Annotated in this window: 13 protein-coding genes and 1 tRNA gene; 11 read left to right on the forward strand and 3 right to left on the reverse strand. The window is 58.7% G+C overall.

The genetic code is table 11. From position 1 onward, the window contains the following. Positions 1-30 precede the first annotated feature (30 nt). From lpdA to yoaA, 4 genes are all read left to right on the forward strand, one after another. The gene (gene lpdA / locus QEP12_RS10630) at positions 31-1,458 is read left to right on the forward strand and encodes a dihydrolipoyl dehydrogenase (RefSeq protein WP_219164555.1); all 1,428 of its coding nucleotides are present in this window, start codon (positions 31-33) and stop codon (positions 1,456-1,458) included. A gap of 120 nt (positions 1,459-1,578) precedes the next feature. Continuing rightward, positions 1,579-2,682, forward strand: coding sequence for a cell division protein ZapE (gene zapE, locus QEP12_RS10635; protein ID WP_174863474.1), 1,104 nt, complete (start codon positions 1,579-1,581; stop codon positions 2,680-2,682). 9 nt (positions 2,683-2,691) lie between these two features. After that, positions 2,692-3,363: a hypothetical protein gene (locus tag QEP12_RS10640; RefSeq protein WP_174863475.1), complete on the forward strand. Its 672-nt coding sequence runs from the start codon at positions 2,692-2,694 to the stop codon at positions 3,361-3,363. Between the two features lie 101 nt (positions 3,364-3,464). Then, positions 3,465-5,537, forward strand: coding sequence for a DNA repair helicase YoaA (gene yoaA, locus QEP12_RS10645; RefSeq protein WP_284214225.1), 2,073 nt, complete (start codon positions 3,465-3,467; stop codon positions 5,535-5,537). Positions 5,538-5,637: 100 nt separating this feature from the next. Here the strand turns inward: yoaA and QEP12_RS10650 are convergent. Beyond that, positions 5,638-5,714, reverse strand: a tRNA-Val gene (locus tag QEP12_RS10650). 150 nt (positions 5,715-5,864) lie between these two features. Beyond that, a complete protein-coding gene (locus tag QEP12_RS10655; RefSeq protein WP_174863736.1) occupies positions 5,865-6,659 on the reverse strand; it encodes an outer membrane protein assembly factor BamD in 795 nt (264 codons plus the stop codon). Between the two features lie 197 nt (positions 6,660-6,856). On the opposite strand from QEP12_RS10655, the gene dnaE reads away from it, so the two are divergent. The 7 genes from dnaE (at position 6,857) to QEP12_RS10690 (ending at position 19,971) form a co-directional block, all read left to right on the forward strand. After that, positions 6,857-10,405 carry a DNA polymerase III subunit alpha gene (gene dnaE / locus QEP12_RS10660; protein WP_284214226.1) on the forward strand — a complete coding sequence of 1,183 codons (3,549 nt, stop codon included), beginning with the start codon at positions 6,857-6,859 and terminating at the stop codon, positions 10,403-10,405. Between the two features lie 109 nt (positions 10,406-10,514). Then, positions 10,515-10,883 carry an ATP-dependent Clp protease adapter ClpS gene (gene clpS, locus QEP12_RS10665; RefSeq protein ID WP_423108797.1) on the forward strand — a complete coding sequence of 123 codons (369 nt, stop codon included), beginning with the start codon at positions 10,515-10,517 and terminating at the stop codon, positions 10,881-10,883. Between the two features lie 62 nt (positions 10,884-10,945). Beyond that, on the forward strand, positions 10,946-13,285 hold the full coding sequence (gene clpA / locus QEP12_RS10670) for an ATP-dependent Clp protease ATP-binding subunit ClpA (protein ID WP_284214227.1): 2,340 nt from the start codon (positions 10,946-10,948) through the stop codon (positions 13,283-13,285). A gap of 153 nt (positions 13,286-13,438) precedes the next feature. Continuing rightward, positions 13,439-14,854, forward strand: coding sequence for a cardiolipin synthase (gene cls, locus QEP12_RS10675; protein WP_284214228.1), 1,416 nt, complete (start codon positions 13,439-13,441; stop codon positions 14,852-14,854). Positions 14,855-15,040: 186 nt separating this feature from the next. Then, positions 15,041-16,489 carry an exodeoxyribonuclease I gene (sbcB, locus tag QEP12_RS10680; protein WP_284214229.1) on the forward strand — a complete coding sequence of 483 codons (1,449 nt, stop codon included), beginning with the start codon at positions 15,041-15,043 and terminating at the stop codon, positions 16,487-16,489. A 392-nt stretch (positions 16,490-16,881) separates the two neighbouring features. After that, entirely contained in the window at positions 16,882-18,084 is a 1,203-nt protein-coding gene (locus QEP12_RS10685; protein WP_284214273.1) for a serine hydrolase domain-containing protein, read from the forward strand. A 366-nt stretch (positions 18,085-18,450) separates the two neighbouring features. Continuing rightward, positions 18,451-19,971, forward strand: coding sequence for a methyl-accepting chemotaxis protein (locus tag QEP12_RS10690; protein WP_284214274.1), 1,521 nt, complete (start codon positions 18,451-18,453; stop codon positions 19,969-19,971). Positions 19,972-20,079: 108 nt separating this feature from the next. Here the strand turns inward: QEP12_RS10690 and QEP12_RS10695 are convergent, their stop codons facing one another. Continuing rightward, positions 20,080-22,125, reverse strand: coding sequence for a M3 family metallopeptidase (locus QEP12_RS10695; RefSeq protein WP_284214230.1), 2,046 nt, complete (start codon positions 22,123-22,125; stop codon positions 20,080-20,082). Positions 22,126-22,187: the final 62 nt, after the last annotated feature.

Consider the following 22,187-nt stretch of genomic DNA (forward strand, 5'->3'; position numbering starts at 1 on the left):
CAAGCACTTGACACACAGAGATTTTGAGTTATGAGCAAGCAATTTGACGTTATCGTGATCGGCGCCGGCCCCGGCGGCTACATCGCCGCCATCCGCGCGGCCCAGTTGGGCAAGAACGTGGCCTGTATCGACGCCTGGTCGACTACGGCCGGCACGCCCGCCCCAGGCGGCACCTGCACCAACGTGGGTTGCATTCCCTCCAAGGCGCTGCTGCAGTCGTCCGAGCACTTTGAACACGCCAAGCTGCACTTTGCCGACCACGGCATCAGCACGGGCGAAGTGGCCATGGACGTCAGCAAGATGATCGCCCGCAAGGACGCCATCGTGAAGCAGAACAACGACGGCATCCTGTACCTGTTCAAGAAGAACAAGGTCACCTTCTTCCACGGTACGGCTTCGTTCGTGAAGGCCGTGGACAGCGGCTATGAGATCAAGGTGGCCGGCAAGGCCGAAGAAACCCTGGTCGGCGCACAGATCGTGGTGGCCACCGGCTCGAACGCCCGTGCCTTGCCCGGCCTGCCTTTCGACGAAGACAAGGTGCTGTCCAACGACGGCGCGCTGCGCGTGGGCGCCACGCCCAAGAAGCTGGCGCTGATCGGCGCGGGCGTGATCGGCCTGGAAATGGGCTCCGTGTGGCGCCGCCTGGGTGCCGAAGTGACCGTGCTGGAAGGCGCTCCCGCCTTCCTGTCGGCGGTTGACGAGCAGATCGCCAAGGAAGCCAAAAAGGCCTTCGACAAGCAAGGCCTGAAGATCGAACTGGGCGTGAAGATCGGCAACGTCGACACCTCCGGTGCCGGCGTGAAGCTGGAATACACCAACGCCAAGGGCGAAGCCCAGGTGCTGGAAGCCGACAAGCTGGTGGTGTCGATCGGCCGTGTGCCCAACACCAACGGCCTGAACGCCGAGGCCGTGGGCCTGCAGCTGGACGAGCGCGGTGCCATCGTGGTCGACGGCGATTGCAAGACCAACCTGCCCGGCGTGTGGGCGGTGGGTGACGTGGTGCGTGGCCCCATGCTGGCGCACAAGGCCGAGGAAGAGGGCGTGGCCGTGGCAGAGCGCATTGCCGGCCAGCACGGTCACGTGAACTTCGCCACCATCCCTTGGGTGATCTACACCAGCCCTGAAATCGCCTGGGTGGGTCGTACCGAGCAGCAACTGAAGGCCGACGGCGTGAAGTACAAGGCCGGCTCCTTCCCGTTCCTGGCCAATGGCCGTGCGCGCGCCCTGGGTGACACCACCGGCATGGTGAAGTTCCTGGCCGATGCAGAGACCGACGAAATCCTGGGCGTGCACATGGTGGGCCCCATGGTGTCCGAGCTGATCTCCGAAGCCGTGGTGGCCATGGAGTTCAAGGCATCGAGCGAAGACATCGCCCGCATCTGCCACGCCCACCCCTCGCTGTCGGAAGCCACCAAGGAAGCGGCCCTGGCCGTGGACAAGCGTACCCTGAACTTCTAATCTCTGTTTAGAAGCAAAATAGTGGCCAAGCCCAGGTATTGCCTGCGCTTGGCGCTATTGTTTTAAAGTGCTTGTTTTGCGATCGCACGATCGCCCAACAGGCCAGAAAGCTGGATGAGCATGAGTCAGTCTGTCCGTGCGGCCTATGAGGCCGAACTCGCCGCCAAAGGTTTTACCGCCGACCCCGCCCAACTGCGCGCCGTGGATGCGTTGCAGCGCTGTGCCGATGACTGGGCTGCGTACAAGTCCAAACGCTCTAACGCGCTCAAAAAGCTGTTTCAAAAGCCCGAAATTCCGCGCGGCGTGTACATGTACGGCGGCGTAGGGCGGGGTAAAAGCTTTTTGATGGACTGCTTTTTCAATGCCGTGCCCATCAAGCGCAAGGTGCGGCTGCACTTTCACGAATTCATGCGGGAGGTGCACCGTGAACTGCATGTGCTGCAGGGTACGCAAAACCCGCTGGATGCGCTGGGGGCCAAAATTGCCAAGCGCTACAAGCTGATTTGTTTTGACGAATTTCACGTGGCAGACATCACCGACGCCATGATCTTGCACCGGCTGCTGGTGTCGCTGTTTGATAACGGCGTGGGCTTTGTGACCACTTCCAATTTCACGCCCGATGGCCTGTACCCCGATGGGCTGCACCGCGATCGCATCCTGCCGGCGATTGATTTGCTGAATGCGCGCATGGATGTGGTGAACGTGGACAACGGCACCGATTACCGCCGCCGCACGCTGGAGTTGGTCAAGCTCTACCATTGTCCGCTGGGCCCTGAGGCCGATGCGTCCATGCAAGCGGCGTTTGAGCAGCTGGCCGATGTGCCGGAAGAAAAACCGGTGTTCAAGATCGAGTCACGCACTATTCCTGCTGTGCGCCGTGCCGGTGGAGTGATCTGGTTTGATTTCCGTGAACTCTGTGGCGGCCCGCGCTCACAAAACGACTATCTGGAAATTGCTTCGCAATTCCACACCGTGCTGCTGTCGAATGTGCCCTATATGCCGGTGAATATGGCGTCGCCCGCGCGCCGCTTTACGTGGCTGATTGATGTGATGTATGACCGCCGCGTGAAGTTGGTCATGTCTGCCGCCGTGCCGCCCGAGCAGTTGTACACGCAAGGGCCGCTGTCGCATGAGTTTCCGCGTACAGTGTCACGCTTGAATGAAATGCAATCCCAGGAATTCCTCGCACTCGAGCGCCGGGTGGTGGATACCGGGTTGACCTGATCCAACGTTATGAACTTCTCTCGCTTGTTCTCTCTGACCTGTAAAGCGCTGGCACTGGGTGTGCTGGCTGTCGCTGCGCACGCACAAGATGTGCTGGCGCCAGATGACCAAGCGCATGAAGCGCTGCTGCAGCAGCGCGCGCAAGCGCGGGCGCAGGAGCGTGCCGAGATTGCACGTGCCCGCGGCGCCGTTATGGCCCGCAAGCAGGAGGCAGAAAAAGCATGCTGGCAGCGCTTTGCGGTGGAGCGCTGCCTAGGCGAAGCGCGGGCTGCCGCGCGTGAAGAAGACAATGCCCTGCATGAGCGCGAGCTGCGCTTGAACCGTGAAGAGCGCCAAGAAAAGGCGAACGAGCGGCTGCGTGCCATTGAGCGCAAGCAGCGGGAAAAGCCAGCGCCTGCGCCCGTGACGGTCACGCCGCGCGATGGCTCTGGCGTGCTCAGCACCGAAACCCGCGCTACTGAGGCCCAAAAGCGCGCCGCCGAGCAAGCACGCCGCGTGCAGGCGCACGAAGCATCGGCAGCTGCCAAGCAGCAAGAGCAGGCACAGGCCCGCGCCAAGGCGGCGCAGGAGTACCAAGCCAAGCAGGCAGAGGCTGCCGCGCGCCGCGCCAGCAAGGCCGATGAAATTGCAGGCCGCAAAGGTGCGCCTTTGCCCGTGCCTGAGGGGCTGCCAAAGCCTTAAAAAGAGGAGCGATTAGCGTTTGATTTTTAAGGCTTTGAGATAGTTTTGTATCTGAAGCTATTGAAAATACTGCGCTAGCAGCTCCTTTTTTAGCGAGCACCATGGCCATGAATTTGCACGATCAAGTTGCGGCCGCTTTCGCGCAAGACGGCTGGCTCTCGCGCGCAGAGCCACACTTCCGGCCGCGCGCGGGGCAAACCGCCATGGCCATGGCGGTTGCGCAGACGATCGAAGTGGGCGGCGTGCTGGTGGTGGAGGCGGGCACCGGCGTGGGCAAAACCTTCTCGTACCTGGTGCCGTCGCTGCTCAGTGGCAAGCGGGTGGTGATCTCCACGGCCACCAAGGCCTTGCAAGACCAGCTCTATTTGCGTGATTTACCGCGGCTGGTGCAGGCATTGGGGTTGCCGTTGCGTATTGCGCGGCTTAAAGGGCGTTCCAGTTATCTGTGCCTGCACCGGATGGGTCAAGTGCATCAAAGCAAAGTCGCACTCGATCCGCAAGTGCTGCGCGCGGTGGCGCGCGTGCAAGATTGGTCACACGGCACGCGCACGGGCGATTTGGGTGAATTGCCGGGGCTGGCCGAAAGCTCCACCGTTGCGGCCCTGGTCACCTCGACCAAAGACAATTGCGTGGGCAGCAGCTGCGCACATTGGGAGCAATGCCACGTCAATACGGCCCGTGCGCAGGCGCTGGAAGCAGACATTTGCGTGGTCAACCACCACCTGTTTTTTGCGGATATGGAGGTGCGCGACTCTGGGGTTGCCCAGTTGCTGCCCACGGCTGGTGTGGTGGTGATTGATGAGGCGCACCAGCTCAACGAGACCGGCATTCAGTTTGCGGGCTGGGTCTTGGGCACCCGCCAGCTGCAAGGTTTTATCAAGGATGCACTGGCCGATGTGACGCTGCATGCGCGTGGTTTGGCAGACTGGATGCAACTACTGGGGCAGCTGGAGCAGGCCATCAATGAATGGCGTGCGGTGGGCGCGGCCAGCCCGCCCGGCACGCGCTTGCGCTGGCTGGGGGCTGCGCCTGAAACCTTGTCGGAGGCCGCTTGGCGGCGCGGCTTGCACGGTGTGGGGCAGTCCTTGCGTGCGCTGCTGATGGCACTGGCCCAGGTTGCAGAAACAGCCCATGCGGTGATTCCACTGTATGAGCGCGGGGCGCGCTTGCTCTCCCAATTGGCAAGCTTTGCACAGCCCGTACCTGACGATGCGGTGCGCTGGCTGGAGGTGCAGCGCCAGCACCTGCGACTGATGGAGTCGCCCTTGAGTATTGCCCGGCTGATGCGCGAGCACATGGGGCAGGCGCAGGAGGAAGAGGCATTGCCAGACCCGCAAAAAGCGTGGATCTTTACCTCCGCCACCTTGGGGGACGACGAAGATTTGCGCTGGTTCACTGAAACCTGCGGCCTGCGCAATGCACAGGTGCTGAGGGTGGAGAGCCCTTTTGACTACCAGCACCAGGCGGTGTTGTACGTGCCTGAAGATTTCCCCGAGCCTGCGCAGCAAGCAGCGCACAGTGCAGCTGTCGCCCAACTAGCGGGTGATGGTGCGCAGGCCTTGGGGGGGCGAACGTTGGTGCTCACCACCACACTCAAAGCCCTGGACGCAATTGGTGCACAACTGCAGCAGCGCTTTGGCATGTTTGAGCCGATTGATGTACTGGTGCAAGGCCAAGGCCCTAAGCATGCGTTGATGGAGCGCTTTCGTGCTGGTGTGGTGAATGGGCGTGGATGCGTGCTGGTGGCGTCCTCGACCTTCTGGGAGGGGGTAGACATTCCGGGTGACGCGCTGCAACTGGTGGTGATTGATAAATTGCCTTTCCCGCCACCTGATGACCCGCTGGTCGAGGCCCGCTCACGCCAGTTGGAGGTGGTGGGCCGCAGCCCTTTTGGCGACTACATGCTGCCCGAAGCCGCCATGGCGCTCAAGCAGGGGGCAGGGCGGTTGATTCGCCGCGAGACAGACCGTGGGATTTTGGTGGTGGCCGACACTAGGCTACGCACCAAGGGTTACGGTAAACGGTTGGTGCAAGCTTTGCCGCCTATGCGCAGAATCGGCACCGTTGCCGCATGGCAGGCTGCACTGCAGGCGCTGGCAACCGGTGAGGCTGTGGCAAATCCTGCATGCGGTGATGCGGATGAGCGTGGTGCAGCATCGCAAGATGGTGCTTAGAAGCAGCTTTAGCTTGTAGTAGCGGTCAGCGATCCGGCTCTAAAGAAAAAATCCCGCATGAAGCGGGATTTTTTAACAAGCTGTTTGTGCTTGTAGTGTCTGGTAGGCGCAATTGGATTCGAACCAACGACCCCCACCATGTCAAGGTGGTGCTCTAACCAACTGAGCTATGCGCCTGTCTTTGTTCGAAGCGCTAACTATAGCAGTATTTCAAAGCGCTTTAAGGGAAAACGGCAATTAGTCTGCCCAATTCCCGTGTTTTGCATCAATGGCTGCCTGTGTGCTGCATGTGGTTCGAGCCTACGGCTGGTTATGTCAGAGTGCGATTTACCAAAACTTCCACCAAGGATCTTTTTTGCCTGGTGTCTGGGTTGCATCGGGCGTGTTGGCGTAGTTGCTGTCACGCACGCGCTTGGCGTCATCGCGCAGATCATTCATGCCCAACTTGTCGTAGGAGTTAATCAGAATGTCCAAGGCTTCTAAGGTGGCCGGAACACCTTGGTAGTCCGCTAGTGCGGTTTGCGCACGCGCAATCGCTGCCACGTAGGCGCCGCGCGAATAGTAGTAGCGCGCCACGTGAACCTCATACTGGGCCAGCGAGTTGACAATGTAGGTCATGCGCTGGCGCGCATCAGGTGCGTAGCGTGACTGAGGGAAACGTGTCACCAGTTCGTTGAAAGACTGGTAGGAATCCTTGGCGGCTTTTTGGTCGCGCTCAGACAAGTCCTGGCGTGACAGCCACGCGAACATGCCCAGGTTGTCGTTGAAATTCACCAAACCCTTGAGGTACAGCGCATAGTCAATCGCGGGGCTGGCTGGGTGCAGGCGGATGAAGCGATCCAGCGTAGCGTGGGCCTGTTCTTTTTCGCCGGCTTTGTACTGTGCGTAGGCTTTTTCAATTTGCGCTTGCTGTGCCAGTGGCGTGCCTGCAGCACGGCCTTCCAGTTTTTCAAACAGCGGCACTGCTTTATCAAAGCCGCCAGCTTGAACTTCGTCACGTGCTTCGGTGTAGATGCGGTCTGGGGTCCAGTTGGCAGTTGGATCTTCTTTGGTCGAGGAACAACCAGCCAACAGGCCCGCTGCAAAAACAACGGCAAGAACAGGACGTGAAATGCGCGGCATGGCGAACAGCTTTCGGACAGGGTTTGTCATAAGTTCTAGTGAGGCGACTGCTTCCACTGCATGAGGAAGCGTCTGCAATGCGTGCTGCATTGTATAGGGCTAAATCTTTCGGATCGCAAGCTTTGTGCGGCCCCATATTGATATGGGCATGCAAAGAAGTTGGGGCGCAAGGTGCAGTGTGTTCCTACAATGCGGGCATGTTTGTTCACCTGCGTCTGCACACCGAGTTTTCCGTCATTGACGGAACCTGCCGTATCAATGATGTCGTCAATGCCGCAGCGGCTGATGGACAGCCAGCATTGGCCATTACTGACTTGAACAATATGTTCGGCAGCTTGAAATTCTACAAAGCTGCGCGTGGCAAGGGCGTAAAACCTATTTTGGGCGCAGAGCTCAATATGGAAGGCTGGGGCCCAGACAGTGAAACCAGTCGTGTGCTGGTTTTGGTGCAAAGTCAGCAGGGCTATCACAATCTTTCAGAAATTCTGGCGCGCGGCTGGACAGGTAATGTCTCCAAAGTACAGGCTCAGCCATTTTTCAAATGGCAGTGGTTGCAAGAACTTGGCGAAGGCTTGATCTTGCTCTCCGGAGCCAACGCGGGGCCTGTGGGGCAGTTATTGCTGCGCGGTGACACCCAAGGCGCCGCTGATTTGGCGTTGCAGTTGGCAGGCATGTTCCCGCACCGCTTCTATTTGGAGGTGCAGCGTGCAGGCCGAGCAGAAGATGAAGGTGTGGTGGCGCACACGGTGCAATTGGCAGCTCGACTGAATTTGCCCGTGGTGGCGACGCACCCGGTGCAGTTTGCTAAGCCTGTAGACTTTGATTCTCACGAAACGCGGGTTTGTATCGCTGAGGGTGAGGTGCTGGCCAATCCTCGTCGGGTACGCCGCTTCACACGTGAGCAGTATTTCAAAAGCAGCGCCGATATGGAGGCGCTGTTTGCTGACATTCCATCGGCGGTTGAAAACACGCAGGAAATTGCACGCCGCTGTAGCGTGATGCTCAAGCTGGGCACCTATTACCTGCCTGATTTTCCTGCGCCGGGCAATATGACGATTGAAGAATACTTTCGTCGTGCATCTTACGAAGGCTTGGAAGACCGCCTGAGATTGCTGTTCCCCGATGCCGCTTTGCGCAGCCAGAAGCGGCCTGAGTATGTGGAGCGCCTCGAGTTTGAGCTGGGCATCATCTTGAAGATGGGCTTCCCTGGCTATTTCTTGATCGTGGCAGACTTCATTAACTGGGCCAAAAACAATGGCTGCCCTGTGGGGCCGGGCCGGGGCTCGGGTGCAGGCTCTTTGGTGGCGTATGTGCTGAAGATTACCGACCTGGATCCGATTTATTACAACCTGCTGTTCGAGCGTTTCTTGAACCCAGAGCGTGTGTCCATGCCTGACTTTGACGTGGACTTTTGCCAAGCCAATCGTGACCGGGTAATTGACTATGTCAAAGACCGCTATGGACGCAATGCGGTCAGCCAAATTGCGACCTTCGGCACCATGGCAGCGCGCGCGGTGATCCGTGACGTCGGGCGCGCAATGGACATGAGCTATACCTTCTGTGATGGTATTTCTAAGCTCATTCCCAATAAGCCCGGCCTGCACGTTACGCTGAAATACCCACCTAACCCCAAAAAAGAGGGTGATAAATACACCTACGCGATTGAGGCTGAGCCTTTGCTGGCGCAGCGCATTGAGCAAGAAGAAGACGTCAAAAGTCTGATTGAGCTTGCCCAAAAACTCGAAGGCATGACTCGCAACATCGGCATGCACGCCGGTGGTGTGGTGATTGCGCCGGGTAAATTGACGGATTTTTGTCCTTTGTACCAGCAGCCGGGCAGCGAGTCAGCGGTGGCGATGTTGGACAAGGATGACGTGGAGCAAATTGGTCTGGTCAAGTTCGACTTTTTGGGTCTTGCAACTTTGACCATTTTGGAAATTGCGCGCGAATTCATCATCAAGCGCCACAAGGGGCAGGAGAACTTCAAGTTTGAAGAAATTCCCTTGGACGACTACCCCACCTACAAGCTCTTCCAGGAAGGTAAAACAGAAGCGGTATTCCAGTTTGAATCGCGCGGTATGCAAGGCATGCTGCGTGATGCGAAGCCATCACGACTGGAAGACTTGATCGCCTTGAACGCTTTGTATCGCCCCGGACCTATGGACCTGATTCCATCGTTTGTGGCGCGTAAGCATGGTCGCGAGGTGATTGAGTACCCGCATCCGCTGGTAGAGAAGGTGCTGTCTGAGACCTACGGCATCATGGTTTACCAAGAGCAGGTGATGCAGACGGCACAGGTGCTGGGTGGTTACTCGCTGGGTGGTGCGGACTTGTTGCGCCGTGCGATGGGTAAAAAGAAAGTGGAGGAGATGGTCAAGCACCGCGCCACTTTCTGCGAAGGCGCTGCCAAACAAGGCATTGATGAGCACAAAGCGGGCGAAGTGTTTGACCTGATGGAGAAGTTTGCGGGCTACGGCTTCAACAAGTCGCACGCCGCTGCTTATTCATTGCTGGCCTACCATACGGCATGGCTCAAGGTGCACTACACCGCTGAGTTTTATTGCGGCAATATGACCGTGGAAATGGACAACACCGACAAGCTCAAGGTGTTGTTTGAAGATGCTTTGAAGATGGGCATGAGCTTTGAAATGCCCGATGTGAACCGAGGCTTCTACCGCTTCGAGCCTGTGACCGACAAGGTCATTCGCTATGGGCTGGGTGCGATCAAAGGTACAGGTCAGCATGCCATTGAGGCGATTGTGGCTGCCCGGGAGGGCAATGGCGTGGGACCTGATGCACATGTCAAAGGCCCCTTCAAGAGCTTGTGTGACTTCTGCGCCCGCGTGGATCGCACCAAGCTCAACAAGCGTACTTTGGAAGCACTGATTAAAGCAGGTGCTTTTGACAGGATTCATCTGGATCGGGCGGCGTTGGTGGCATCCATCGATACCGCGTTTGATTATGCAAATGCGCAGCTGGCCAATGCCAACCAAGGCGGCTTGTTTGACATGATGGGCGATGATGCGCAGGGTTCGAGCAACCAGGAGCCGGCCTTGGCGGAGGTGTTGCCATGGGGGGTGAAGGAGCGGCTGACGCAAGAAAAAACGGCAGTTGGTTTTTATCTCTCAGGACATTTGTTTGATGAGGTGGAGCATGAGGTGCGCAACTTCATTCGTACACCGTTGAGCGAGTTAGGTGATAGCCGCGAGCCGCAGTTGCTGGCGGGCATTGTCAGTGATTTGCGCGTCATCAACGGCCAGCGTGGCAAGCTTTGTCTCTTTAAACTGGACGACAAAACTGCTGTGTTGGAGGCGTCGATTGATGAGGCCACCCTCAATACCCACAGTGACTTGCTCAAAGATGACGAGTTTGTCGTCATCACCGGCCGCGTCCAGCACGACCATTTCAGTGGTGGTTTGCGGGTCAAGGCGCAAAAAGTGCTGGGCTTGGCAGATGCCCGCTGCCGTTTTGCACGCTATTTGCAAGTAGATGCTGTCCACAAAGTTCCCGATGTCTTGCGCATACTGCGCGAGTTCCCGGCGAAGCTGGAGTATGCCGAGGAGGGCGAGCTGCGCCATGGCCTCAAGATACGGCTGGGTGTGCGCTGTGAAGCGCAGGGCGTGGCTGCAGTGGCTGAGCTTGACGTCGGGGACAAACACAAGTTCTATCCCAGCGATGCTGCATTGGCCGCATGGCGGGCCGAAGTTGGGAATACGGGCTGCCAGATTGTCTGGCGGGGCGCTTAACAGCGACGTGTAGTCCTGGAACCCATGCCGTCCTACAAGAGATTGCTCAAAACCTCCCTTTGCCAGCCCAGATGACTCTATGAAGAATGACCATGGGCTGATCGCTAGAATGAAATTCATGGCTACCCAAGAACCTCCATACCGTCCTTCTTCGCCAGACCAAATCTCTCACGAGGATGATGGCAACTCGGTTGTCATGGAGCGGCGCACTCAAAAAATTGCGCCACCTCCGATGTACCAAGTCGTCATGCTCAATGATGATTTCACTCCGATGGAGTTCGTGATCATGGTATTACAAGAATTCTTTAGTAAAGACAGGGAACAGGCGACGCAAATCATGCTCAAAATCCATCTAGATGGGCGCGGCGTATGCGGCGTCTATACCCGCGATATTGCAGCCACCAAAGTAGAGCAGGTATTGCAAGCTGCGCAGCAGGCAGGGCACCCCTTGCAAGCTGTGAGCGAGCCTATTGAATAAATGGTGTTCGCCCCGACCTATACACACAGTCTCATAAACCGCAAGCACAAAGGAGTTCGTACATGATTGCCCAAGAACTGGAAGTCAGCTTGCACATGGCATTTGTGGAAGCTCGTCAGCAGCGCCACGAATTCATTACCGTTGAACATTTGCTGCAGGCGCTGCTGGACAATCCCAGCGCCTCAGATGTATTGCGTGCCTGCTCAGCCAATATCGATGATTTGCGTGCTTCGCTGAGCAATTTCATCAAAGACAACACACCCCAAGTGTCTGGCACCGAAGAGGTCGATACACAGCCGACGCTGGGTTTTCAGCGGGTGATCCAGCGCGCCATCATGCATGTGCAGTCCACAGGCAATGGCAAGAAGGAAGTCACAGGCGCTAACGTATTGGTAGCTATTTTTGGCGAGAAAGACTCACACGCTGTCTACTACCTGCACCAGCAGGGTGTGACACGTCTGGATGTTGTCAACTACATTGCCCACGGTATTCGCAAGAGCGACCCGCCTGAGCCTGCCAAGGCAGATTCGGCGGCGGAAGGCGAAGAAGGAGGTATGGGTGCTGAGCGTGCGGAGAAAGCTTCTCCGCTGGAGCAGTACACCCAAAACCTCAATCAGGCAGCCAAAGAGGGCAAGATTGATCCGCTGATCGGTCGCGAATACGAGGTGGAGCGCACGATTCAGATCCTGTGCCGCCGTCGCAAGAACAACCCGCTGCTGGTGGGTGAAGCAGGTGTGGGCAAGACTGCGATTGCCGAAGGCTTGGCATGGCGCATCACTGAAGGCACAGTGCCTGAAGTGCTGTCCGAAGCGGTGGTGTACTCGCTTGATATGGGCGCTTTGCTCGCTGGCACCAAGTACCGCGGTGACTTTGAACAGCGCTTGAAAGGCGTGCTCAAAACCCTGCGCGACAAGCCCAATGCGATTTTGTTTATCGACGAAATCCATACCCTGATTGGTGCGGGCGCGGCCTCTGGCGGTACGCTGGATGCTTCCAACTTGCTCAAGCCCGCGCTGTCCAGCGGTCAGCTCAAGTGCATTGGTGCCACCACCTTCACGGAATACCGGGGCATTTTCGAGAAAGACTCGGCATTGTCACGTCGTTTCCAGAAGGTAGACGTGGTAGAGCCCACTGTGCCTGAGACCATTGAAATTCTCAAAGGTCTGAAGCCCCGATTTGAAGAGCACCACGGTGTGGCATATGCCGCAGAAGCGCTGCAAGCGGCTGCGGAGTTGTCGGCCAAGTACATCAATGACCGCCATTTGCCTGACAAGGCCATTGACGTGATTGACGAAGCGGGCGCAGCGCAGCGCGTGAAAACGCCTGAAACCCGCAAGAGCACCATCACGCGCGCCGAGATCGAAGATATCGTGGCCAAGATTGCACGCATTCCCCCTGCGAACGTCTCCAACGACGACCGCAGCAAGCTGCAAACGCTGGAGCGCGACCTCAAGAGCGTGGTGTTTGGCCAAGACAAGGCGCTGGAAGTGCTGGCCTCAGCGGTCAAGATGGCACGCTCCGGTTTGGGCAAGCCCGAAAAGCCGATTGGTTCCTTCTTGTTCAGCGGCCCCACAGGCGTTGGTAAAACAGAAGCGGCCAAGCAGCTTGCTTACATCTTGGGTGTGGATTTGATCCGCTTTGACATGTCGGAGTACATGGAGCGCCATGCAGTCAGCCGTTTGATTGGCGCGCCTCCGGGTTATGTGGGTTACGACCAAGGCGGGTTGCTGACCGAAGCGGTAACCAAAAAGCCGCACTCGGTGCTGCTGCTGGACGAAATCGAGAAGGCGCACCCCGACATCTTCAACGTGCTGCTGCAGGTGATGGACCATGGCACGCTGACGGACAACAATGGCCGCAAAGCAGATTTCTGCAACGTCATCGTCATCATGACGACCAATGCCGGCGCAGAGGCCATGCAAAAGTCGGTGATGGGCTTTACCACCCAGAAGCAACCGGGCGATGAAATGGCGGACATCAAACGTCTGTTCACTCCAGAGTTCCGCAACCGTCTGGACGCCATCGTCAGCTTCAAGCCCTTGGATGAGCAAATCATTTTGCGGGTGGTGGACAAGTTCTTGCTGCAACTGGAGCATCAACTGGGCGAGAAGAAGGTGGAAGTCACCTTCAGCGACAAGCTGCGCAAGCACTTGGCGGCCAAGGGCTTTGACCCTGCGATGGGCGCACGCCCCATGCAGCGTCTGATTCAGGACACCATCCGCCGCTCGCTGGCTGATGAGTTGCTGTTTGGTCGCTTGGTGGATGGCGGACGTCTGGAAGTGGACTGGGACGCCGAGGCCAATGAAGGCAAGGGCGATGTGATCTTGGAGATCACGCCATTGCCCAAGCCAGAGGGCAACTCCGAGCCGGCAGAGCCGCAGCAGGCCACTGCTTCGGAATAAACCGAACTGCACCCCAAACCGACAGCCGATAAGCTGTCGGTTTTTTTATGGCTGGCCTTGGAAGGTGCCCAAGCAGGATACAGTCGGCGTTACCAATACCGCGCAGGAGGAGATGTGGAGGCAATCACGCAGTGGTTCACGCATGAACATGTCATGCTGATCCTGTCTGTTACCTGGTCACTGTATGTTGTGATTGTTGGCGTGTGGATTTTGCTACAGCGCCGTGCGCCGGTCGCCACCTTGAGCTGGCTGCTGTCGATGGCGGTGCTGCCGGTAGCGGGCATTGGTATTTATTATTTTTTGGGTCCACGGCGCTTGAAGCGCCAGCGCCTGCGTCGTTTGCGCAGCCGCCGCCGCTCGCGCGTGCGCGCCAGCATTGCGCGCCTCAAAGAGAAGGTGCCTGCGGCACCGGAGCGCTTGCACCAGGTGGTCAAGCTGGTCACGGCTTCCACCAACTTTCCCGTCAGCACAGCGGACAAGGTGGAGCTGCTGGTCGGTGGCGCTGCCACTTTCGACAGCATCATGCATGCCGTGCGTGAGGCCAAAGACCACATCCATCTCGAATACTACATTTTTGAGCCTGATGAGACCGGGCTGCGCTTGATTGCGCTGCTGTGCCAAAAAGCGCGAGAAGGGGTGACGGTGCGGCTGCTGGTGGATGCGCTGGGCTCCAAAAGACTGTCTCGCAAATACTATGCAACGCTGGAAGCGGCGGGCGGTGAGTTCGCGCTGTTTCACCCCACCAAATTTGGGCGGCGCGTGCGCCCTGTCATCAACTTTCGCACCCACCGCAAAATTGTGGTGATTGATGGCGCCATTGGCTACACCGGCGGCGTTAACATCACCGACGAAGAAGACAAACGCATCTTGCAGGACGCCTATCACGATGTGCATGTGCGCCTGGAAGGCCCGGTGGTGAACTGGCTGCAAACCGTCTTTTTGGAAGACTGGAGCTATGCGCTGGATTACAACCGCAAAAATGAACCTGCGGATTTCAACGCTTTGCTGCCAGATTTGCCCGATGGCAATCAGGTGGTGCAAATCATGGCTTCTGGGCCCGACAGCAGCATGGAAGCCATCCACCGCGTGCATGTGTCAGCCATTCACGCTGCGCACAAGCGCTTGTGGTTGACCACGCCGTACTTTGTGCCGACGGAAGCGGCCATGCTGGCGTTGACTAATGCGGCGTTGCGCGGCGTGGATGTGTGCTTGCTGGTGCCTGAAAAATCAGATTCCCGGGTGGTGACGGCGGCGGCGCGCTCGTATTTTGACGAGTTGATTACGTGTGGCGTGAAGGTGTTTGAGTACCACCGCAGCATGCTGCACTCAAAAACCATGGTGGTAGACGATATGGTCGGCATCATCGGCACTGCCAACTTTGACAACCGCAGCTTTCGCCTGAACTACGAAGTCTGTGCCGTGGTGTATGGCGAGGCGTTTGCAGCCAAGCTGGAGCAGCAGTTTGTGGAAGACCTCAAGCACGCGCGGCGTGTGGGTTATGCGCGGCCCCAGAGTTTTTGGCAGCGGCTGGGCGATTCCGCTGCACGGCTGATGTCACCGCTGCTGTAAATAAAAAAATAGCTTGCAGCGCCTGTCTAGCAATGATTTCAGCAATAAAACTACCTGAAAGCTAAGTAAATCAAGCGCTAGCTGCTCTTTTTTGTTCTGCTTCCTAGCCTTGCCCCTTTGCCGGGGTAGTTCAAACCCCACGCGCAACACCTGCGTGGCGGCGGCAAACAGGCATACTCCCACCCCATGGTTGAACACACATTTCTCTGGCACGACTACGAAACCTTTGGTGCCAACCCCCGCTATGATCGGCCCGCGCAGTTTGCGGCCATTCGCACGGACTTGGAGCTCAACGAGATCGGTGAGCCGATCATGGTGTATTGCCAGCCAGCGCCTGACTACCTGCCTAGCCCTGAATCCTGCCTGATCACGGGCATCACCCCACAACAGTGCCTGGAGCAAGGCGTGCCCGAAGATGCTTTTGCGCGCCAGATCGAGGCCGCCTTCACCCAGCCCGGCACCGTGGGCGTGGGCTACAACACCATCCGCTTTGACGACGAGGTGACGCGCTTTCTGTTTTGGCGCAACCTGATCGATCCGTATGCACGCGAATGGCAAAACGACTGTGGCCGCTGGGATTTGCTGGACGTGGTGCGCATGGTTTATGCCCTGCGCCCGCAGGGCATTCAGTGGCCCACCAAGGAAGACGGCAGCCCCAGCTTCAAGCTTGAAGACTTGGCCCGCGCCAACGGCTTGGCGCACGATCAGGCGCACGATGCGCTCAGCGACGTGCGCGCCACCATCGCGCTGGCGCGGCTGATTCGTGATCGCCAGCCCAAGCTGTTTGAATTTGCCTTTGGCCTGCGCAAAAAAGACAAGGTGCTGCACGAGATGGGCCTGCCGGCCGAGCAAATTGATGCGCGCCCGTTCTTGCATGTGAGTGGCATGATCCCGCCCCAGCGCGGCTGCATTGCCGTGATGTGGCCGCTGGCCCAGCACCCCACCAACAAAAACGAAATGATCTGCTGGGACTTGCAGGCCGACCCCAGCGAGCTGGCCAGCTTGGACGCTGAAACCCTGCGCCTGCGCATGTTCACCAAAACGGCAGACCTGCCCGAAGGCATCACGCGCCTGCCCATCAAGGGCATCCACATCAACAAATCGCCCATGGTGGTGCGCAACCTCAAAACGCTGACGCCAGAGATGGCGGCGCGCTGGGGCATCGACATGCAGGCGTGCATTGACAACGCCGTGAAAGCGCGTGCCCTGCCGGACATGAGTGTGCTGTGGAAGCAGGTGTACAGCCGTCTGGAAGGCCATGGCCCGCAGGATGTAGACCAAGACCTCTACAACGGTTTTGTGAACCCCGCAGACCGCCGTCGCCTGACGCAGTTGCGAGCGCTCAACCCGCAAGAGCTGGCCGTCGATAAAACCGGGTTTGACGATGCCAGGCTGGCCGAACTGGTGTTCCGCTGGCGCGCCCGCAATTGGCCTGAGAGCCTTAGCGCTGCAGAAACTGCCCGCTGGCAGCAGCGTTGCGCCGCCGCGCTGATCCACGGCGAGGGTGGTGCCCGCACGGCGCAGCAAATGTTTGCCGAGGTGGATGCCTTGCAAGAAACCGTGGACGACGAGCGTGCCGAAGAAATTTTGGGTGCGCTGTATGACTGGGCCGAAGCGGTGGTGCCAGAGGTCTAGTTTTTTAGACTGCTTTTATGGGGCTTAAATTGGCTGCCAGCGCTTATCCAGTCAGCGCTGGCAGCTATTTTTTTGAATATGAAAGCGGTGGCGGCAAAGGTAATTTGAGCTTCCTGCTCAGGTTGCTCCACGCAGCCGTATGACCTGCTGCCCAGTCTCACCGCCTTCTTGTACTGACCCGTTGTGGGGTGTCTGCGCGGGCTTGCGGGGCGCAGTCGATGCATGGCGAAGGAAAACGCCAGTAGGCGGCAATCCTGAGAACATGCACATTGAAGGCTCAGGAAAGACAGCGCAGCTTGGGTGGTGCAAACAGCGCAATGGCGCAAATGTTGCAATGCGCGCCCCATGCCTTGGTGGCGGCTTTCCTCGAATCTAAGGAGACCGTCTTGGCTGTGAAGAAATGGGTGTTGGGGACTTTGGTGGTGGTGGCTGCGGCTGGCGTGGGCGGCTGGTTCAGTCTGGACAAGGAGACGCGCGGGCTTTTGGCCACCGTGCCCACCAACCGGGATATCTTGTTCTGGACGCAGTCGCAGCGCGATGCTGCTTTTCGCGCACTGGATCGGCTGCCTGTGCTGGCCAAGGTCAATGTGGTGCCAGCCAGTGCAAGCCCTTCGCCTTTGCCGCTGGGCGCTCCGCTTCAGCTCAAGCTGGATGTGGATGCTTATATGGCAGGCCAGCGCAGTGCGGCCCTGTTGGTGGTGCACCAGGGCAAGCTGCGGCTGGAGCGCTACGGCCTGGGCTTTGATGGCGCAGGGCGTTGGACCAGTTTTTCGGTGGCCAAATCCTTCACTTCCACCTTGCTGGGCGCTGCAGTCAAGGATGGCTTTATTCAAAGTTTGGACGACAAGGTCAGCGTCTACATCCCGGAGCTGAAAGGCTCTGCATATGACGATGTCAGTGTGCGGCAGTTGCTGACCATGACCTCGGGGGTGCAGTGGAACGAAGACTATGCGGACCCCAATTCAGATGTGGCCAAGTTCAACAACCACCAGCCTGAGCCGGGCGTGGAAGCGCTGGTGAGCTATATGCGCCAGCTCCCGCGCGCAGCGCCGCCCGGAACCCGCTGGCACTACAGCACGGGGGAGACCAATTTGGTGGGCACGCTGGTGCAGCGCGCTACCAAGAAGCCGCTGGCCACCTACCTTGCCGAGAAGGTGTGGGGCCCCGCAGGCATGGAGCAGCAGGCCACCTGGATTTTGAGCAAAACCGGCAAGGAAATTGGCGGCTGCTGCCTGCAGGCCTCACCCCGCGATTACGCCCGCATGGGGCTGTTTATCCTGAATGGTGCGAAAGTGAATGGCCAAAGCATCGTGCCTGACGACTGGTGGGCGCAAGCGACCACCAAGCGCGCGGACATTGGTCTGCCGGGGCGAGGGTATGGCTATCAGTGGTGGACCTATGACGACGGCAGCTATGCGGCCCGCGGCATTTTTGGGCAAGGCATTTTTATCGACCCCCATCGTCAACTGGTGATAGTGTCGAACGCCAACTGGGCCGGTGGGGCACGCGTCCCCCAAGCCACCGAAGCGCGCGAAATTTTTTATCGTGAAGTGCAAAAAGCGATGGACGAAGAGCGGCAGGCGCCCGCGCAATGATCGGCGGCCACGTGAGGGCGCAAGCAAAAGGCATGGAGCCGCATCGCGGCTGTGTGCGTTATCAGGGCTGATGAGCGCTCAGGCTTGAATGCCAAAGCAGTGACCATGCTGCTTTGCGCATGCATAAAACACACGGCCGGTTCAGCCAGCCGGCCCCACCGTGGCGCACTGCGGTGCTACAGATTGCGTGCAGGCGCAGAAAAAATCTCATAACACATCCATAATCGCGCAGCCCCCACTTTGGGCACTTGCTGTATGTATCTATTTTTCTTTTGATGCATATCAATTATTTGTTCATTCTCTTGAGTCATGCGTTTTAGCTCTCGTTTAATTTTTTGTACGGCTGCTCCTGCAGTGCTTTTTGTGTTGGCCTTGCTGAGCAGTCTGTGGGGGCTCACGCGGACCCAGTCTGACTTCGATGCCTATCTGTCCAGCGACCAAGCGGTGGTGACGCAGCTGCAAGAGCTGTATGCACAAGGTTTGCAGTCGGGGCAGGCGGTGCGCAACATCGTGCTCAACCCCGCCGACCAGCAGGCAGTGCAGAACCTGCGTGGTGCGCGTGATGCTTACGACAGCGCTTACGCCGATGTGCGTCGGCGGGTGCAAGGCACGGCGCTGGAAGACGCCGTGGGCAAGCTGCAAGCACTGCGCACCGCGCAGTCGAGTGAGCAAGACAAAGTGGTGGTGCTTGCCAGCCAAGACCAGCAGGCGGCAACAGCGGCGCTGAAGGCGAACGAAACGCCTGCATGGCGCGAGTTGCGTGGTGCGCTGCTGCAGCAATTGCAGGCTGCACGCGAAGCTGCACAGGCTTCGCATGAAGCAACGCGCAGTGCGGCGCAGCGCATGCAGTGGTGGTCAGCAGGCTTGGCGTTGCTGGCCGTGGTGGTCGCTGCAGCGCTGCTGTGGGTGATGGTGCGTACCATGCGCCAAGAGTTGGGCGGAGACCCCGCAGACGCGAGCGCCGCATTGCGCCGTGTGGCGGATGGAGATTTATCGGATGACCAACGGGTGGGCAAGCCTTTGGGCTTGATGGCGGAGCTGCAGGGCATGCGCCAGTCGCTGCGTGAGCTGGTGCAGCAGGTGCAGACGGCATCGGCCGAAATGCTGCACGCTTCCAGCGAAATTGCGCAAGGTAATGCGGATTTGTCGATGCGCACCGAGAGCCAAGCCAGTGCCCTGGAAGAGACAGCCGCCAGCATGGAGCAGTTGAACGTCACCGTGCGCCAAAACGCGGACAACGCCCAAACTGCCAATCAACTGGCCCTCAGCGCTTCGGATGTGGCGCAGCAAGGCGGTACTGTGGTCGAGCGGGTGGTGGACACCATGAAGGGCATCAGTGCCAGCAGCCACCGCATTGCCGACATCATCAATGTGATTGATGGCATTGCTTTCCAAACGAATATTCTGGCGTTGAACGCTGCGGTGGAGGCAGCCCGTGCGGGCGAGCAAGGGCGTGGCTTTGCGGTGGTGGCCAGTGAAGTGCGTGCGCTGGCCAAACGCAGCGCCGATGCGGCCAAGGAAATCAAAGACCTCATTACCACCAGCTTGGAGCGTGTGGAAAATGGCAGCACTTTGGCCGATCAGGCCGGAGGCACGATGCAAGATATGGTGGGTGCCATTCGCCGCGTGACGGACATCATGGGTGAAATCAGTGCGGCCAGCCACGAGCAAAGCTCTGGTGTGGCGCAGGTGGGTGAAGCCATTACGCAAATGGACCAAGCCACGCAGCAAAACGCGGCCTTGGTGGAAGAAAGTGCGGCAGCGGCGCAAGGGTTGCGCAACCAGGCAGAGAGCCTGCTGCGCGCGATCTCGCGTTTCCAGTTGGAGCGTGGCGCGGCATCGTCTGCCCACTCAGCTCCCTCTGCGAAGGTTCTGGCTTTGTCGTAAAGCATGGCTGAGCCTGGGCATGCCGTCCATCCCAGGCGGCAAGCACCATAAAAAATGGAGGCCTAGAGCCTCCATTTTTGTGGGTGCAGCGCTGCAGCAGTGCCGCGTTTAGGCTGTGGCCTCTTCGGCCATACCTTGGTGGCGCAGCAGGGCATCGATCTGCGGTTCGCGGCCACGGAAGGCCTTGAAGTTGTCCATGGCGTCGCGGCTGCCGCCCATCTCCAAGATGTTGTGCAGGTATTTTTGCGCGGTTTGCTGGCTGGGGTTGCCGTCAGCGCCTTGGGTTTCTTCAAAAGCGGCGTAGGCATCGGCGCTCAGCACTTCAGCCCACTTGTAGCTGTAATAGCCGGCAGCATAGCCACCTGCAAAGATGTGGCTGAAAGTGTTGGTGCCACGGTTGTAGTCGGTCGTTGGCAGCACAGCCACTTCGTCACGCACTTGCTGCAGCAGTGCCAGGTAGTCGCCATTCTTGGCAGCGCCGGAGTGCAGCAGCATGTCAAACAGCGCAAATTCCACCTGGCGCAGCGTACCCATGCCGGCCTGGAAGTTCTTGGCAGCCAGCATCTTGTCAAACAGCGCGCGGGGCAGGGGCTCGCCGGTGTCTACGTGCGATGTCATGTGGCGCAGCACTTCCCATTCCCAGCAGAAGTTCTCCATGAACTGGCTGGGTAGCTCCACCGCATCCCACTCCACACCGTTGATGCCGGAAACATCGCGCTCATTCACTTGCGTGAGCATGTGGTGCAGGGCGTGGCCGGATTCGTGGAACAGGGTGATCACGTCGTCGTGCGTCAGCAGCGCGGGTTTGCCATCGACACCGTCGGCAAAGTTGCAGACCATGTGGGCCACGGGTGTTTGCAGCTTGCCAGTGTCTGGGCGCAACCAGCGGCTGCGCACATCGTCCATCCATGCGCCGCCGCGCTTGCCCTTGCGGGCGGGCTGGTCGAGGTAAAACTGACCGACCAGCTGGCCGTTGCGCTCCAGGCGGTAGAACTGCACGTCCTGGTTCCACACGGCAGCCTGGTCTTTGACGATCTTCACGTCAAACAGGTTCTCAATGATCTTGAACAGACCGGCAAGCACCTTGGGCGCAGTGAAGTACTGTTTGACTTCTTGCTCGCTGAAGGCGTAGCGCGCTTCCTTGAGCTTTTCGGCGATGTAGGTCCAGTCCCAAGGCTGTGGGTCGGTAATGCCCAGTTCCTTGGCTGCAAACTCGCGCAGGTCTGCCACGTCTTTTTCGGCGTAGGGGCGGGCGCGCTGGGCCAGATCGCGCAGAAAGTCGATGACCTGCTGGGGAGACTGGGCCATCTTGGGCACCAGGGACACTTGGGCAAAGTTCTGGTAACCCAGCAGCTGTGCTTCTTCTTGGCGCAGCGCCAGGATTTCTTTGATGATGGCGGCGTTGTCGTACTTGACCAAGTCGCCTTCCGCCTGGTCTGACGCGCGGGTGACGTAGGCACGGTACACCTTCTCGCGCAGTGCGCTGCTGTGGGCAAACTGCATCACGGGCAGGTAGGAAGGAATCTTCAAAGTCAGTTTGTAGCCTTCTTTGCCATCGGCCTCAGCCGCCGCTTTGGCGGCTTGCAGGACATCGGCAGGCACGCCGTCCAGCTCTTGCGCCGTGGCGTAGTAGGCCCAGTGGTCGGTCGCATCCAGTGTGTTTTCGCTGAACTTCTGGCCCAGCTCGGCGCTGCGCTCCTGAATTTTGGCAAAACGCTCGCGGGCTTCGCCTTGCAGCTCGGCGCCCGACAGCACAAAGCCGCGCAACGCATGGGCGTGGGCTTGCTTTTGTTCGGCTGTCAGCGTGTTGACATCAATGGCCTTGTACTTGGCATACAGGCGCTCGTCGGCGCCCAAGTTGGTCCAGAACTCGGTGATTTTGGGGAGCACCTCGTTATAGGCGGCGCGCAGCTCGGGCGTGTCGGCCACGCTGGAGAGGTGGCTCACAGCGCTCCACTGCATGCCAAGTTGTTCGGTGGCCACGTCCAGCACCTTGGAAATGGCGTTCCACTCCGCCGGGAAATCCGGCGCGGTGACCGTCTCCAATGCCGCTTGCGCGCGTTCAATCAGGGTGTTGATGGCAGGGCCGACATCCGCAGGGGTGATGCGGTCAAACTGCGGCAGGCTGGAAGATTCAAGCAAAGCATTGGTCATAGACAAGCATTTTGCGCCAACTGGGCGTGTTTCAAGGGTGTGGTGTTAACTATTGTCTTGAT

It is taken from the genome of Comamonas jiangduensis (assembly GCF_030162955.1).
GTDB lineage: Bacteria > Pseudomonadota > Gammaproteobacteria > Burkholderiales > Burkholderiaceae_C > Comamonas > Comamonas jiangduensis.

Coding starts and splice junctions, on each gene's coding strand:
- clpS (WP_423108797.1), top strand. CDS start 10,515: ATGAAATTCATGGCTACCCAAGAACCTCCATACCGTCCTTCTTCGCCA.
- QEP12_RS10640 (WP_174863475.1), top strand. CDS start 2,692: ATGAACTTCTCTCGCTTGTTCTCTCTGACCTGTAAAGCGCTGGCACTG.
- sbcB (WP_284214229.1), top strand. CDS start 15,041: ATGGTTGAACACACATTTCTCTGGCACGACTACGAAACCTTTGGTGCC.
- yoaA (WP_284214225.1), top strand. CDS start 3,465: ATGGCCATGAATTTGCACGATCAAGTTGCGGCCGCTTTCGCGCAAGAC.
- clpA (WP_284214227.1), top strand. CDS start 10,946: ATGATTGCCCAAGAACTGGAAGTCAGCTTGCACATGGCATTTGTGGAA.
- dnaE (WP_284214226.1), top strand. CDS start 6,857: ATGTTTGTTCACCTGCGTCTGCACACCGAGTTTTCCGTCATTGACGGA.
- QEP12_RS10695 (WP_284214230.1), bottom strand. CDS start 22,125: ATGACCAATGCTTTGCTTGAATCTTCCAGCCTGCCGCAGTTTGACCGC.
- zapE (WP_174863474.1), top strand. CDS start 1,579: ATGAGTCAGTCTGTCCGTGCGGCCTATGAGGCCGAACTCGCCGCCAAA.
- lpdA (WP_219164555.1), top strand. CDS start 31: ATGAGCAAGCAATTTGACGTTATCGTGATCGGCGCCGGCCCCGGCGGC.
- QEP12_RS10655 (WP_174863736.1), bottom strand. CDS start 6,659: ATGCCGCGCATTTCACGTCCTGTTCTTGCCGTTGTTTTTGCAGCGGGC.
- cls (WP_284214228.1), top strand. CDS start 13,439: ATGCTGATCCTGTCTGTTACCTGGTCACTGTATGTTGTGATTGTTGGC.